This window comes from Clostridium bornimense (assembly GCF_018917145.1).
In the GTDB taxonomy this organism is placed as follows: domain Bacteria; phylum Bacillota; class Clostridia; order Clostridiales; family Clostridiaceae; genus Clostridium_AN; species Clostridium_AN bornimense_A.
Genome location: NZ_JAHLOD010000005.1, coordinates 23,701 through 39,616, shown reverse-complemented (window position 1 = coordinate 39,616; position 15,916 = coordinate 23,701). Strand labels below are relative to the sequence as shown.

General features: G+C 28.2%; 16 protein-coding genes, 1 pseudogene and 1 riboswitch. Of the genes and pseudogenes, 2 read left to right on the top strand and 15 right to left on the bottom strand.

From position 1 onward, the window contains the following. Nucleotides 1-111: 111 nt before the first annotated feature. Nucleotides 112-208: riboswitch (NiCo riboswitch) on the bottom strand. A gap of 141 nt (nucleotides 209-349) precedes the next feature. The 10 genes from cls to KQI30_RS02820 all read right to left on the bottom strand — a co-directional run bounded on the left by cls (nucleotide 350) and on the right by KQI30_RS02820 (nucleotide 10,392). After that, entirely contained in the window at nucleotides 350-1,897 is a 1,548-nt protein-coding gene (cls, locus tag KQI30_RS02865; protein ID WP_216461656.1) for a cardiolipin synthase, read from the bottom strand. A 21-nt stretch (nucleotides 1,898-1,918) separates the two neighbouring features. Next, on the bottom strand, nucleotides 1,919-2,926 hold the full coding sequence (locus tag KQI30_RS02860) for a putative ABC transporter permease (RefSeq protein ID WP_216461655.1): 1,008 nt from the start codon (nucleotides 2,924-2,926) through the stop codon (nucleotides 1,919-1,921). 157 nt (nucleotides 2,927-3,083) lie between these two features. Further along, nucleotides 3,084-3,515: a cupin domain-containing protein gene (locus KQI30_RS02855; RefSeq protein WP_216461654.1), complete on the bottom strand. Its 432-nt coding sequence runs from the start codon at nucleotides 3,513-3,515 to the stop codon at nucleotides 3,084-3,086. Between the two features lie 9 nt (nucleotides 3,516-3,524). Beyond that, nucleotides 3,525-4,088 carry a TetR/AcrR family transcriptional regulator gene (locus tag KQI30_RS02850; RefSeq protein WP_216461653.1) on the bottom strand — a complete coding sequence of 188 codons (564 nt, stop codon included), beginning with the start codon at nucleotides 4,086-4,088 and terminating at the stop codon, nucleotides 3,525-3,527. 238 nt (nucleotides 4,089-4,326) lie between these two features. Further along, complete coding sequence (locus tag KQI30_RS02845) at nucleotides 4,327-4,920, bottom strand: hypothetical protein (protein WP_216461652.1); 594 nt, start codon at nucleotides 4,918-4,920, stop codon at nucleotides 4,327-4,329. A gap of 174 nt (nucleotides 4,921-5,094) precedes the next feature. Next, nucleotides 5,095-5,655 (bottom strand): hypothetical protein, encoded by a 561-nt coding sequence (locus tag KQI30_RS02840; RefSeq protein ID WP_216461651.1) that lies wholly within the window; start codon nucleotides 5,653-5,655, stop codon nucleotides 5,095-5,097. A 166-nt stretch (nucleotides 5,656-5,821) separates the two neighbouring features. Next, on the bottom strand, nucleotides 5,822-6,478 hold the full coding sequence (locus tag KQI30_RS02835; protein ID WP_216461650.1) for a hypothetical protein: 657 nt from the start codon (nucleotides 6,476-6,478) through the stop codon (nucleotides 5,822-5,824). 365 nt (nucleotides 6,479-6,843) lie between these two features. Next, entirely contained in the window at nucleotides 6,844-8,163 is a 1,320-nt protein-coding gene (locus KQI30_RS02830) for an MATE family efflux transporter (protein ID WP_367397827.1), read from the bottom strand. A gap of 191 nt (nucleotides 8,164-8,354) precedes the next feature. Beyond that, nucleotides 8,355-9,722, bottom strand: a complete 1,368-nt coding sequence (locus KQI30_RS02825) for a sensor histidine kinase (RefSeq protein WP_216461649.1) — start codon at nucleotides 9,720-9,722, stop codon at nucleotides 8,355-8,357. Continuing rightward, the gene (locus KQI30_RS02820) at nucleotides 9,706-10,392 is read right to left on the bottom strand and encodes a response regulator transcription factor (protein ID WP_216461648.1); all 687 of its coding nucleotides are present in this window, start codon (nucleotides 10,390-10,392) and stop codon (nucleotides 9,706-9,708) included. The genes KQI30_RS02825 and KQI30_RS02820 overlap by 17 nt, the downstream gene beginning before the upstream one ends. Nucleotides 10,393-10,902: 510 nt before the next feature. On the opposite strand from KQI30_RS02820, the gene KQI30_RS17490 reads away from it, so the two are divergent. Continuing rightward, a complete protein-coding gene (locus KQI30_RS17490) occupies nucleotides 10,903-10,989 on the top strand; it encodes a hypothetical protein (RefSeq protein ID WP_367397826.1) in 87 nt (28 codons plus the stop codon). A gap of 64 nt (nucleotides 10,990-11,053) precedes the next feature. On the opposite strand, the gene KQI30_RS02815 is transcribed toward KQI30_RS17490, so the two are convergent. The 5 genes and pseudogenes from KQI30_RS02815 to KQI30_RS02795 form a co-directional block, all read right to left on the bottom strand. After that, nucleotides 11,054-12,727 carry a metallophosphoesterase family protein gene (locus KQI30_RS02815; RefSeq protein ID WP_216461647.1) on the bottom strand — a complete coding sequence of 558 codons (1,674 nt, stop codon included), beginning with the start codon at nucleotides 12,725-12,727 and terminating at the stop codon, nucleotides 11,054-11,056. A gap of 319 nt (nucleotides 12,728-13,046) precedes the next feature. Further along, nucleotides 13,047-13,232: pseudogene (locus KQI30_RS02810) on the bottom strand (PadR family transcriptional regulator); the annotation flags it as partial. A 135-nt stretch (nucleotides 13,233-13,367) separates the two neighbouring features. Further along, on the bottom strand, nucleotides 13,368-13,715 hold the full coding sequence (locus KQI30_RS02805; RefSeq protein ID WP_216461645.1) for a cupin domain-containing protein: 348 nt from the start codon (nucleotides 13,713-13,715) through the stop codon (nucleotides 13,368-13,370). Between the two features lie 214 nt (nucleotides 13,716-13,929). Continuing rightward, nucleotides 13,930-14,628 (bottom strand): tyrosine-protein phosphatase, encoded by a 699-nt coding sequence (locus KQI30_RS02800; RefSeq protein ID WP_216461644.1) that lies wholly within the window; start codon nucleotides 14,626-14,628, stop codon nucleotides 13,930-13,932. 2 nt (nucleotides 14,629-14,630) lie between these two features. After that, a complete protein-coding gene (locus KQI30_RS02795) occupies nucleotides 14,631-14,882 on the bottom strand; it encodes a kinase to dihydroxyacetone kinase (RefSeq protein WP_216461643.1) in 252 nt (83 codons plus the stop codon). A gap of 411 nt (nucleotides 14,883-15,293) precedes the next feature. Between KQI30_RS02795 and KQI30_RS02790 the strand changes: the two genes are divergently transcribed. Further along, nucleotides 15,294-15,842 (top strand): GNAT family N-acetyltransferase, encoded by a 549-nt coding sequence (locus KQI30_RS02790; protein WP_216461642.1) that lies wholly within the window; start codon nucleotides 15,294-15,296, stop codon nucleotides 15,840-15,842. Nucleotides 15,843-15,916: the final 74 nt, after the last annotated feature.

Genomic DNA, 15,916 nt, shown 5'->3' with positions numbered 1-15,916 from the left:
TTTCTAGTTTTCTATCTAGAAATTTGGGTTTGATAGCTCTATGGCAATGCATAAACTTAGTTCTTTAGGAGAAAGTATTGTTCCATAAACAAAAATGCCTGTGGAACAATATACTGTCCCACAGGCATCTTTTATGTCCTGTTGCCCAAAATAAGGCCCGGCTCCATGAATAAAATTCTTATTCATCGGCTTGATCAGTTTGTACTGTAGCTTTATATGCAGTGCAAAGAGATTATACATTATACTATGCCGACATTATTTAAAATTCTACTAAAACTTTAAATTTTATCATAAACCGCTATTTATTTTTACTTATAGATTTGTACAAACAAAATTGTATACATAATGTTTACATCAGTGGAGCAAATAACTTTAACACATGCCCCTCCAATCTATGGAATAATGAAAAATTCTTATAATCTTCTAAAGTCATTTCCTTGCACTTTGATAATGTATCTTGAAAATCTTCTTCGATGTCTTTTATCACAGGGCATTTAAACATATAAGCTGCACATTCAAAATGAAGATATAAGCTCCTATAATCTAAATTAATTGTACCAACTACTGCTTTTTCGTTATCTGAAGTAAACACTTTTGCATGGACAAATCCAGGGATATATTCATATATCTTTACACCACTTTCTAAAAGTTGAGGATAATGATTATGTGCTAACGCAAACGCCATAGGCTTGTCCGGTATATGTGGTAAAATTATTTTTACATCTATACCTCTTTTTACTGCATAAATAAGTGTTGTTATCATCTCATTATCCAAAATTAAATATGGCGTCATAATATGGACATATTCTTTAGCTGTATTGATTATATCCATATAAACATCTTTTCCAACATTATCATCATCAAAGGGGCTATCTCCATATGGAGTAATAAATCCTCCACTACAATCTTCTACAGTAACATTACTTTTATTTAGATATTTATCATAGTTTTCTGGCTCCTTTTCAGTAATATTCCACATCTGTAGAAACATCATTGTAAATCCTCTTGCTGCTTCTCCTGTAACCATGATTGCAGTATCTTTCCAATGTCCAAATCTTTCAATACGATTTATATATTCATCACCTAAATTAATACCTCCAGTAAATGCAACTTTACCATCAATAACAAGAATCTTTCTATGGTCTCTATTATTTTGATATGTTGACAATACAGGCATAATAGGTGAAAACATCTTAGCCTTAATTCCAAAAGACTCTAATTCTTTCGGATATGAATATGGTAACATTGCAAGACAACACATACCATCATACATTACTCTAACTTCTACACCTTCTTTTACCTTCTTCTTTAAAATTTCTAGAATACTATTCCACATATAACTTTCTTGTATTATAAAATATTCTAAAAAAATAAACTTTTCTGCTTTCTCTAATTGAGAAAGTAATTCCTTAAACTTATCTTCTCCTAATGGAAAATAAGTAATTTCCTCACTTCTATATGTTGGGTATCCTGCAATATTTGAAATATAATGACATAAGTTTGCCCCTTGAATAGAAATTTCTTTTATTTTACTAATTATTTCTGCATCTTGTTTTAAATAAGGCGCTGTCTCTTTTAAAATATTTTGATGCTTCTTATTAAGAAGTTTTGCCGTTGATTGTATATGAACAAAAAGATAAAACAGACCTCCAAATACCGGTATTAATAATACTGGTATTATCCAAGCCAATTTATATGCTGGATTACTTTTGCTATTAATAATAAATAACGTTATAATTGCAGATATTACGGTAAATCCTCCATAAGTATATATGTGATATTTACTTAACCACTTAAAAGTAAATAATAATACACCTAATTGAATAAGAATCAATGAAATTACTATAATTGTTCTTCCATATATTAAACGCAACGTATTTTTCTTATTTATATCCATTGATTTTTATTACCCCTTTCTTTAAATATCTTGTCCTTTTTCTAAGTCTTTTACCTCATTCATAGCTTCTTCATACTTTTTAGCCCTTGCTCCTGGATTTCTACGTAAAATATTTATAGAATGAACAAAAGCCTTATTTTCCATTTTGCTAACATGATTTTCTTGTTTCTTTATCTTTGCAAGGTATTCAATTAATTCTGCTTTGAACTTTTCATATTGTTGCGTAGATTTATCAGCAACATTTTCTAACTTACCAATATATTTATTTATATTTTCAGACATAAGCTCTAAAACTTCTGCTTTTCTACTATTACTTCTTTCAAGATTCTTCTCAAAAACTTGTCTTCTACTCAATTTCCTAAGTTCACTCTTCTCTTGATTAATAAATACTTTTTCTTTAAACTTCTCTTCTATCTCTTTCACATCTTCATTAATAAAAGCTGCCATTACCTCAAGTCTCTTCTTAATATGCTTAACTGTTTCTCTGCCTTCTGTAATTCTTGCCAAAGTGTCCTTTAAATCTAAGGCATCGTTAACAGATTGTACAATATCTATAGTAAATGCTACAATAATACATAAAATAATTATCTCACAAATAAGCTCCGGTATCAGTAAAACCACATATTCTATCGGTGGATGAATTACTTTTACCATTAATATCGAGAATGCCCCCCATGCAACAGAACACAAAAGACATATATGACCTTGAAAATTAAAAGCTTCATCACTATAATCCCAATACCTTACATGAAAAATCTTTTCCATTAAAACTCCAGTAAAATACTCTAAAGTTGTAGCTGCAACCATTCCAAAAATAAATACTAAAAAAATATTACTTCTCACAGGTATAGTAGCTATTAAAATTATAATTGCACCAAATCCATATATAGGTAACATCGGTCCTCTTAAAAAACCTCTGTTGATCCATTTCTTACTTTTAACTGAAACATAACATGATTCCCAAATCCAACCTACAAAACAATAAATGAAAAAAAATAATAACCACTGATTTAATGAATATCCTTCCAAAAAATCATCCCCTTTCTACTGCAAAAATACTAAGTTATGTTAAATATTATACCATTTAACTTTAGAATATAAAGGCTATGATTAATGAACTTTAACATATTCACTAATATCAGTGTATTATTACATAAATTTATATATCTCTATAATAGTTTTACTTTTACATATAACCATCTGAAACATTATAATTTATTAATGATCCTTCCCTTCCTTGTATCACCATAACTAATAAATCATTATGGGAATTATTTCTCCATCTTCTTTTAGCTTTGGTACTAATTCTAACAATAGACCCTTCTTCTACTGGTATTATCTCATCATCTATTATAAATTCACCATTTCCTTTTATAACAACATATATTTCCTCGTTAATTTTATGCTTATGATCAAAAGGTATTTCACAGCCAGCTTTTAATACCTGAATTGACATTTCAATGGATGTCATATCTAATGCTTCTCCCACAAAGACTTTTCCTGGTATTTTAAATTTTGCTAGTGGGTGATAATATTCATATTGATCTAATTCATCATACTTTCCTAAATTGCCAATTGAATACCTTTCAGTACTTTTTACTATTTTAACCTCTTTCATAATATCCTCCTAATATATATTCTTCAATTGATCTCTTAATGTCTCAAATATTTTAATATCCTTTGTTACCCTATAATACATTACATAACCCTCAAATAATGCAAAAGCCTTCTTTGCACTATCCTCTAATTGTTCTTTTGATATACCAGAAAACTCTAACACATTTGAAAAAACTAATATTAGCTTCATCATTGGTATTGAATATGATTGTACAACTTCTGGATCTAGAAAAGCCATTTCCGATGCTAATGTTGCAAAAGGACACCCATAATATTTTTCATCTTTAGCGTCACTTATTATATCATCTATTAAGTTATCTATAAATTCTCTCCAGGTTTTATCTTTTGAAATTCTAAGAATCCAACTGCCAATTTTATTTTTATAATATTCCGCTACCTCTATAGCCAGATCCTTTTTACTTTTAAAATGATAGTAGAATGAACCTTTCGGTAATTGTGTCTCTTCTAAAATTTCCTTTATGCCAGTATTGTTATATCCATTTTTAAAAAACAGTTCTGCAGCACATTCAATAATTCTTCTTTTGCTTTTCTCACCCTTTGTAACCTCTTCCATAAAGCACCTCCTAATATTATAATAGACCACTCGGTCTATTATTTCAATATTTTTACATAAAAAAATAAGATAGAACAAATGCCTATCTTAAAATATATCTAAAATCCCTTTTAAGCTTCTTCTACCTTCTCATATGAAACATCTACCTTTTTCATCAACATTTCTATCTATCAAATAAATGATGAATATTAAAAGCCATCTCATCTCCCTGAACTTTTTCTCTGCACTTTTATAGATACTATACATTAAAAAAAATACTTGCCAAAGTGGCATTTATGAAATCATTGGTTACATAGGAGTTATCACCAAATAGTAATCCATAGTTACCATAAAATCGATTAAGCATTAATATTATATAGTAGTTTATCTGACTAATTTCTATATATGCACTAAATAAAGGAAGAATGGCATTTGAATTGGATATAATATATGCTAATGTTGGTACTACAGAATTATTAACGCTATAATTATTAGATAAAACACATTTTATAAAATCATCTGCATCATCATCATCATGTATTTTGATATCATTAAAATTATCTACATTACCTTTCTGATACTCATTTATATATAATCCAATAAAAAAAAGATATGGTTCTATCTGTAAACACCCACCATGTATGTTATTGAAAGTAAGTGGCTCTGCAGCATTATATGTTTTGCTTGGGTCACCATTATCATTAAAACAAAGGAAAAAATATAGTCTGTTATTATTTCTATATATAATATTACCATTTCCAATTATAGGGTTAACATTTCCTAAAAATTCTGCGCAAGGAGGTAACTTGAAATCTTGAAATTTACATTTGCAATGTTTTTTATTCTTCTTCACAAACTCCTCCTTATAAATTAATTTTTAATATTGTACTATCTTATCTATAAATATGTTTTCACTTACAAATACTTGCTTAGTTTCTTAAATTATTGTACATAATAAAAGGAACTATCTCTGACAAAAAACATTTGTCATTTAGAGATAGTTCCTATATAAAGCTTGAATAGTATTTTATTTTACTTTTTCATAGACTATCGGATCAACAAATCCAAAAGTTATCTTTCCATTCTTTCTAAATACTTCACTAACATACATTTTATCATCTTCTATTTTTTCTTTTAAAGTAAATTCTGTTTCTGGAGTAAAGTTACTAATACTCTCTCCTTCAAATATTCCATTACTTTCTTCATATATCATAGGGTTAAACTTCATAGAAATTTTTAGATCTTCAAAATTTATTATCAACTTCTCATTATCATTTCTAAAATCTTCTTTTTCTATATTCTTTGGAATTTCATATGAAGTTAAAACAACATTATTACTCTCATCAAGTGTAAACAAGAAAAGATGCGGTAAACTGTTTTTAAAATTTCCATTTTCATAATAGCTTTCTTCAATAACAAAATATCCATTAAAACCATCAGGTAAATTTTTTATCTTGTCATTACATATACCATTAATATGCTTTGCACTTGGATGAAGTTGCTTACCATTTTCCATCTCACCTTTTATTTGGTTGCTATTATCAAATGTTCCACATAACTTACTTACAAATAGGTCTAATTTATTCATGTCTCCCTCTCCTCTTGCTTTAGTAATATTAGTATTGTATGTTCCCTAACTTAGGGATATACTCTCTTTTTAATATTTTGTCTTCATCCAATTTTCACTAGTTAAATTTAGCTGTCCTGCCCCAGCGCCATTTTTACCATTTAATTTTTCCTTTAATGTAGATGGATCATCCATTTTCTGTAGAAATAGCACCATTGCTAGTTAATCCAAACTTATATCCTTTAGACTTTAGTGATGATGATATCTTTGTTGGAATTAGTTTTTTAAGTTCATTTGCATTTTCAGAATCCATAACTATATTGTATACATGTGCATTTTCGCCTCTAAGTCTTGGCATACGATCTTGAGAATCTTTATAGTAATTATGATGTAATGTTATCTCTAAATCTTTATTATCAGCTGCCATTTCGTTTGCACCAATTAAATGAGTTTTCTTTTGAGGGGATGATACTTTCATTATCTCATCTTTAGTTAATCCCTTTTCTCTTATTGCTGCATACATAGGATAGCTTGACTTGTTATTTTCTAATTCATCGAACATAGCTTTCATAAATTCTGGATTTGAATCACCTGACAAGAATTTAGACCATGAGATTGTTAATCCCGTAGTTCCTTTCTTAGAATCTACTACTCCATCATATACCTTTCCAAAAGTACAATGATCTATCCAAACATTATTACATTTTTCTAGTGTTATGTAATCCCAGTCATTTTTATCGTAATTACCTTTAGTTGCTTCATCCCATTCCCAAAGTTCATCAAATTGTATATTTCTAATTACTACATTTTTGGATCTTTTAATTGTTATACCACCATTAGTCAATTTTGATCCGTTTTTTGAATATATAGTAAGTCCATCAAAACCATCAACTTCAATTTCACTTACTCCTGTTTTCTTTAATACAGTATGAGTCTGAGGCTTCGCATTCTCTTTAAAAGGTGCTACCTTTGCCTCACTTGGTATAACATTCCAACCTAAGTCAATATAATTTGCAATTTCAATTACTTTTATTTTAGAATTTTTCTTTAATGCTTGTCCGAGTTCTGTTGCATTAGTTACTTTCTTGTTACAAATCTACTTGTTACATGTTAAATACTACTATAATTTAACTATATTTTAACTACATTTTGCTGTTTTGTCAATAATTTTGTCATAAATAGTGCCTGATTTACCAAATTTCTGTATATTTACTTAATTAAATTCAATTTATTTTCTTGTCTACCCTTCCAAGTAAGATAACACACACATATTATAATAGAAACAAGTGACGATATTGGTGCCGCAAAGCCTAATTCAAAAAGAGTTACCCCTGAAATCTTACTTATTAGTAATGTTAATGGGATTCTAAAACCAAACGTAGCTATTAAGCTATGTATAAGCGAAATTGTAGATTTTCCAAGACCACTTAAATATCCATTTATACAAAATACAAAGCTTACCATTACACAATCAATAGAATAAGACATTAAATACTGACTTGATACTTTTATTACTTCTGTATCATTTGAAAATAGAGAAGTTATTGTTTCTGGATAACTCATAGAATATATCATTGATATAACATCAAAAATCAATGAATATGTTATTCCATAACGAAGTACTTTTTTTGCTCTTGCAGTTTCCCCTGCTCCGATATTTTGTGCTGTCATTGCTGATACGGCAGCTCCAAAAGATGTAGGTGGAAGCATAGCAAATACAATAATCTTTTCAACTACTCCAACAGCAGCTGAAGCAACTAATCCCATAGTATTTATTACAGCGGTAATAATTAAGAATGATACATTAACTAATGCATCTTGCAATGCTAACGGAAACCCTACTTTTAATATTAAAATAACAGATTCTTTATCTAATCTGAAATCTTCTCTTGTAATTTTAAAAGTAAATCCTTTTTTAATAATATAAAATAATGCAATTATAAAACTTAATCCTTGTTCTGAAACTGTAGCAATTGCAGCACCAATAGCTCCAAGCTTAAAAACACCAACTAACACAATATCAACAACAATATTGATTATGCAGGCTATTAATACAAAATAGACTGGTGTTTTAGAATCTCCTAACCCTCTAAAAATAGCGCTTACTGCATTATATCCAATAATAAATGGGATACCTAATGTACAAATAATAATATACTCCTTTGTATATTTAACTGCTTCCATCGGTGTATGCATAAGTGTTATAGCTCCATTAGTAAATAACAGCATTATTGGTGTTAAAACTATAGCAATTAATATAAATAGAACTGTCAGTGACCCTATGGCTTTTGCTGCTTCGCCATGATTCTTCTCTCCTATTCGTCTTGCAATTAATACTGTTCCACCCATTGAGATACCAAGTATTATACCTGTTATAGTTTGCATAACCTGACTTCCAATAGCTACAGCAGAAACAGCTGCAGAATCTGCAAATTGACCCACCACAAATAGATCTGCTGCTCCATATAAAGCTTGCAATAAACTTGCAAATAAAAATGGTATTGCAAACTTTAATAACGTTGTACTTATTTTTCCTTTTGTTAAATTACTCCTCCTAATTTCCTCCTATTTTGCCTTTTCATAAAAGTCTCTAAAGTAAAAAAGCTGGATAAGTTAGTAAGTCTCCACTTACCATCTTATCCAGCGTATAATTCTAAAAATTAGTACACCCTCCGATGAACAAGAATTATTGTACAAGCATTCTTAAAGTATGTCAATATTTAAATATACTTATCATTAATTTTAATACCTATAATAAACTCAAGATCCTTACCTTTTAATTTGCATTCTAAAAATCCATCATGTTCCTTAACAATCTCTCTCGTAATAGATAATCCTAGACCACTACCATTTTCACTTCTTCCCTTATCTCTTTTATAAAGACGCTTAAAAAAGTTATTAAGCTCTTGTTTACTTATTTCTTCTTTCGGAGTGTTTTTTATAGTAAATACTCCATATTTAACGCTACTTACCAATGTTTCTTTTATGGATACTTCCACCTTTGAATTTTCTTTTGAATACTTTAATGCATTACTAATCAAATTAGAAAATGCTCTAGATATCAGTGTTGGATCTCCTAATATTAATAACTTCTTATTATATAAATTAACATCTAACTGTAAACCTTTTTTTATAAATGACGATTCTTCACAATTTACTAGCTGCAATACTAATTCATTTAAATTTATATCCATTTTTTCCATAGGCCAGTCATTAGAATTCAACTTTGAATACTGAAAAAAATCTTCTAACATAGTTTTTAAATAAAAACCTTTATTATTTATTATTGAAATATATCTTTTCAATTCTTCTTCATCTTCATATACCTTTTCTTCAATCATTTTTGAATATCCAAGAATTGTAGTAAGCGGTGTTCTTAAATCGTGGGCAATATTAGTTATAAACTCTTTTTCCTCTTCTTCTTGATTTTGTAACTTATCTACCATATTATTTATATTATCTGCCAGTTCACTAAGCTCATTATTATATTTTATAGGTACTCTTGCTGATAAATCACCTACAGCAACTTTATTAACAACGTTACTAATAGTGGTTAAATATGATACTCTACCTACTATAAGTAATAAAAAGATTATTACTGAAGAAATTACCCATATATATAACATATTCATATCATTAAATACATACTTTTCATTTATATATACAACATAACTTTCATCATTAATTTTCATTATATTAATTGCAGAAAATTTATTGTTTTGCACCGTTAAACCTGTTCCTTCTTTAATTTTCATATCAAATTTATTTATTGGAATTTTACCGGTAGAATATTGTACTATTCCCGTTCTATCAACAATAAAAATTCTATCACAGTCTTCTAAGTTTCTTTCATTTCTTTGAAGATTTTCACATACTTCATTTTCATTATTACTATCAATTTTTAACTGACTTCTTATAAATTTAACATCTTCACTATTGTTTTTCATTGCTAATTCATTAATATGCCCTTTTGTTAAAGCAATTTTTCTATAAATACCTGCTCCAACCATAGACATTATCATTCCAACAGTTACAGCGATTACTATTGCTATTACCAATTCACCTTTTAATTTAATTATCCTTTTCAACCTTATAACCAACTCCCCATATTGTCTTTATGAAAATAGGGTCTTTTACCTTATCCCCAAGCTTTTCTCTTAAGTTTCCAATATGAGTTATCACAGTATTATCATTTTCAACATATGTATCTTTCCAAACTTTGTTATAAATCATTTCAGAAGTATACACTCTTCCTGGATGTTCCATAAGTAAAAGAAGAATTTCAAATTCCTTTTTAGTAAGTTTAATTTCGCCTTTATCTTTAATTACTTTATACTGATCTTTGTCTATAGTTAGCCCCTTATACATTATTAGTGAATTTTTATAATTAATATTATTGCCTCTTCTTAATATAGCAGTAATCCTAAGAGAAACTTCCACTAAATCAAAAGGTTTAACTATATAATCATCACATCCTCTTTTAAAAGCAAGAATTTTATCCATTTGCTGTCCCTTTGCTGTTAACATAATAACTGGTACACTAGAAAATCCTCTTATCTTTTCTAGTACAGTAAACCCATCTATTCCTGGCATCATTACATCTAAAAGAATAAAATCTATAGTATTTTCTTTAAACACTTTTATTCCATCTTCTCCATTAAATGCAGTATATACCTCGTAATCTTCTTTAAGTAAATACTCCTTCATCATAAGCGCAATATCTTTATCATCTTCAACAATAAGTAACCTACTTTTCATAACACACCATCCTTAACATAAGATAATTATAATATTAAGTATCTTCTATTATCAATATAAGGGTCCTTTTACATTTTATTCTTCTTTGATAACCATAATTTTACATAAGAATTCTCTAGAATCTATAATATAAAAATAAAGAAAAAATAAAAAATATACGTGTTATTTAATGTCACTTCTTATCCAAAGCATCTTTGCACTAATATCATATAGATAATAGTTCCACCACCCATACTTATAAACATATTTTTTTCATTTATGCAATATAATAATAAAAAAATAGCAATGAATTCTGGCAATCCATGAATAGAAATTCCATAAAATAAATGACGTGAATTTACCATTAGAGTTAAAAAAACGTATGCACAGGATCAAATGATGTTAATAACAAATTAACAGTAACAAATTCCATTGACCCGGCAAATATAAAACAACTAATGATAATAGGATAAATTATTGATACTTTCTATAAATTCAAAGAATTATACTTTAAACGAGGGAGATTCTTTAATGTTTGATTCAGCTATAAATCACACATATATTAACAAAGAGGATACAATGGTTACTTTCATTATTATTAATTTTTACCCAACATAAAAAGTAACAACTATCCTCCTAGTTATTACTTTATTCTTATAAATCATCATATTTATTATTGTATTTATTGAGCTATAGACTGAACTTCCGCTACGTAATTATGATATAATACTAAATCATTGTCATTAAGATCACTCTTTTCTAACAATGCATCTATTAGACCTGCCAATTTCAAAGAAATTAATTTACCTATAGAAATATCTTCATATATAATTGAATCTAAGAAACTTTTTATGTATTCTTTTTTAATCGCTATTGCTACAATACCAAGCTTTTTCTTATACTTATTTACTATTTCTAATATTGCAGCAGGTATTACCTTTCCTTCTGCAATTATATTTCTAACTAATCTCATTTCATCAGAATAGACTTCATCACCATTATAAACTTCCATAAGACAATATTGAACCACATCCATTAACTTAATATCTTTTGTAATATAAATATTTCTCATTTCCTCTGTTACTGACATTATAAAATCTTTTGCTGCGTTCTTTGTAATATATGTTGAAGAATCATCAATATTGTATTGTTTTAAAGCAATTCTAATAAAATCAGCTATAATAGGATTTGTTAATTCAATTTTATTTATAATATCGCACAAACAAATTTTTTCTTTTGTAATATTAGCTAATAAAACGCTTTGGAATAATGAAATTGCCATATCAGGAATTCCATCTTTTAAAAATTCTTTAGCATAATCTTTAAAGTTATCATTGCCCTCTATTTTCTCTATAAAATCACTTTTTATTACAATACTATAATTGTTCTCTATTGTAACAATTCTTATTGGCGATGGTGATGTTGAAAGAGATCCTGTCATAATATCAAAAAGAGTATTTCCTTCTTCTGTGGTTATAGAAGCTACATCTTGTCCATGAAAATGTCCTGTAAACATATATCTCATTCCTGCATTAGCAAAGATTCTTGACGCTTCTTCCCACCCCTCTACTAAATATGAATGAAAAATCTCTCCCTGTCCTTTAAAATGCTCTATTATACCATGATGCATCATACCTATGACTTCATCGCCAGCATTTTTACCAACTTCTATTTGATCTACAATCCACTGAATAAGCTCCTCTCTGAAATATCCCTCTGTAGCTTGTTCACTTGGATCATCACCATAAGTTCCGCTGTCAATAGCAATTAGTCTATATCCACTTTTTAGTTGTACTACATAAGATAAAGATTCTTCATGTATTGCTATTGCATCACTATAACCATATCTACTGTATATTCTTTTGAAATCTTTAGCTAAAATAGTATCAACAGGAACTCTTTTATCCTGACTTTTATTCTTTGGGTCCTCAATAAACATGCAAGCTTCTGGATTATTAATATCATGATTTCCATTTATAACAAAGACTCTAATACCATTTTCTAATAGAACATTAAGTTTCATTGATAACATATCATGTGCTTCCTTTTCGGAATCCTTTGTTAAATCACCAGTTATCAATACAACTTCCGGTTTTGCTTCTATAATCTTACTTAATGCTGCATCGAGAATTTTCTCACTATCTAATAACATTTTTCTGTCATTACATAAATATCTTTTAAAATTTTCACCTTGTTTCTTTAATAAAGTTTTTGGAAATAGGTGTATATCACTAATTATTGCTAATCTAATTCCTTCACTAATTTTTCTTGTATTATAAATATCCTTTGATGGAGTTTCAACTATAGGAGTTTGGGTTAATAAATCTGAGTGACATCTCTCTACTATTTGTTCCATAGGCATCTCCTTTTGTAATTTATTTTTCTATAGCACCATATTAAATAACAATTGTTTTTTCTATGTTTCATTTTTGTTAAATCTTAATTAAGTTTTAGAAATACATTTGTCGGTAATAATTAAAAGATGTCTATGTATTAAGTAACAAAATGTTTTCTATAGATGAGATATATTATGGTATGATTTTTGAAATTTAAGAATATTGATAAAAATATGTGTCCCCAGGGGACACATATAATCCATGTTTTTATAAACGAAACCTTTTTATTATCATTATTAAAAGCAGTTTTACAAATATATTTAACAATTAAATTAGCAGAGTGGAATTGATCATTTCACTTTTCTGTAATCGTAATATTATAAGGTATATTGTACCTTCCGATATTTCACCAAACCCGTATTTGCTAAGTTTCTTAGATATTTCATATGCATATGTCTCTTGTTTATTAATAATCTCTAAAATACATCCTTCTAGCATACCTTTAAGCATTTGTGATGGTATCACTTTATCACCTCTAACAAAGTATCCTGTATTGCAATATAGTCTATGTTGTAATACAAGATACCCCATTTGTAAATATTGTGCAAAAAAATTAGAGCAGTCAAATGTCTACTCTAATTATACATATTTATTTAATTATCACTTAACTATATTTATTCTTTTTCCACCAAAAGCATGTATTGTTCTAGTACCTGCTTTAACTCTTCCATGATGAGGTGTTCCCTTCGGTATAAAAATTTCATCTCCAGGATTTAATACATGCTCTTCACCATTAAAAATTTCAACATATTGACCAGCAACACAAACAGTATACTCATCAAATTCATGTATCTGTTCTTTTGATTCTCTATCAGAATAACATGTCCAAATAGCCATTTGACTACCATCTTTTCCTTCGTAATAATATCCTTCAATATCTTTTGTATTTTGCTGATCACTATCAATATGATTTATTTCACTTTTCATAAACTCAGGGAAATCTTTCATAATATAACCTCCTCACATTATCTACTTAGAAACTATATACAAAATTAATATCTAGCCATTCGTGTTATGAATTAAAAATAAAACTTCACTATAATTTTTTCGATGAACATAAATATAATATTGGTAAAAATACTTCATATTTTCCCCTATACTACCTACTCTACTTCTAGAAGTATCAAATCCCGATGACGTAGTTCTATTAACTGTTTTGATATCATAAAATTTCGCCTTTCATAAAACTTATCAATTTATTTTTTAATTTACTTATTTCTTCATTACTTAATCCAATTTCAAAAAGATATTCTTCTATTGAATTGTATTTATTAAAAAACATATCTAAAAATTTATTCATATGTTCTGGTTTAGGCGTTACAATATTTATATCTACATTCTTATTATTCTCTGAAAATAACTTTAACAGATTACATAAATATTCTTGTGAAATTTCATAATTAGCTACAATATCATTTCTAGAAACTCCTGCTAACAGTAATAGTAAGGCTGAGATTATCCCCGTTCTATCTTTTCCTGCCGTACAATAGTAAAGAACACCACCTTCTACATTTACAAGTACCTTCATTACTTCTAATATCGTTTTTTTATCATTAATCATATTAAAATATGAAATTGGCACCGATTCAGCATCTTTTGGTATTCTACCATTACCATATATCCTACAATGATAATACTTAAAATTTTCATTAATCTTACAATCGCAAGGTTCGTTTTTAACTTCATCATCACTTCTTAAATCAACAATAGTACTTATACCATTATCTAATAAAAAAACTACGTCTTCTTCTGATAAACTTATTAATGCATCACTACGTATAAATACATTATTCTTGCCTTTATATCCCCCTAAATAACGTGTATTATCTGTACAAGATAATAGAGATTTTACTTTAATCATCATTAACCTTTAAGACCATTTGCTTGTCTTTCCATATTTTCTATAACAATATCATAAATCTCCCCTAAAGATGCACAATACTCAACTACTTTCCATGGAGTGTTTGTATGGAAATGTATCTTTATTAATTCTTCATCTCCCACTGCAAGTAAGCAATCTCCCTTGATATTTTTTGTTATATATTCATTAATATCATCCTCTGAAAGATTTTTTCCTTCAATTAATAATTGTGTATCAAATTTGTATTCAATCATTATTATCCTCCTACATTTTTCTATTTTAAATTTAATATTACAGATATTATAACATATTTACTAGATTTTATCATTTCCATATGGAGGTGTCCATTAACAAGTGAAAAGCTGTTAGCGATACCTCCTTTTATTACAACACAAGATAGAGCACAGGTTAGATGGCACATGGCACAAGTATAGATTCCTACTCCAAGCTACATGAAGGTGCAACCTTCATTAGCCCCCCGTAATGGTTCTGTTCTATATCAAATATAAATATCTTAATGAAACTAATCTACTCTACACTTCTATTTTACTAAAAAAACTGCCGCACTCTGATCTCTAACTTCTTTGTGCTACAGCCCCTAAATATGGTAAAATATTTAAGACTACTATGTTAAATGCAAATGTAACATAAGGAGGCTGAATATAATGGGGTTTAAAGCTAAAAAAATTGTATTAAAAGATGGTACCGAATGTGTTTTAAGAAGTCCAAATAAAAATGATGCAACAAAAATGATTGAATATCTAAAAATCACCTCAGACGAAACAGATTTTATGACAAGATATCCTGAAGAAATTAATCTTACTGTTGAAGAAGAAATAAAAATCCTTACAGAAAAGTCAAACAGCAATGATAGTCTAATGATTGCGGCTTTTATAAATGGTGATCTTGCCGGTAATGCTGCTATTTATTGCGATAATAATTATCTGAAACTTAAACATAGAGTAAGTTTTGGTATCTCCATCAAAGAGAAATATTGGAATCTTGGTATTGGTAATACTCTTATAAAGGAAATTCTGACACAATGTAAATTAATGGGCTATGAACAAGTAGAACTAGGTGTCTTTTCTGATAACTATAAAGCTCGATCTATATATAAAAAACATGGATTTGAAGAATGGGGCATTATTAAAAATGCATTTAAACTTAAAAATGGAACATATCGTGATGAAATTATAATGGGAAAAATATTTTAATTAATGATGACTTTTATTAATTTTATTAGTTATAATTTAATTTCTAATGGATACTCTAATATAGTAATATATTT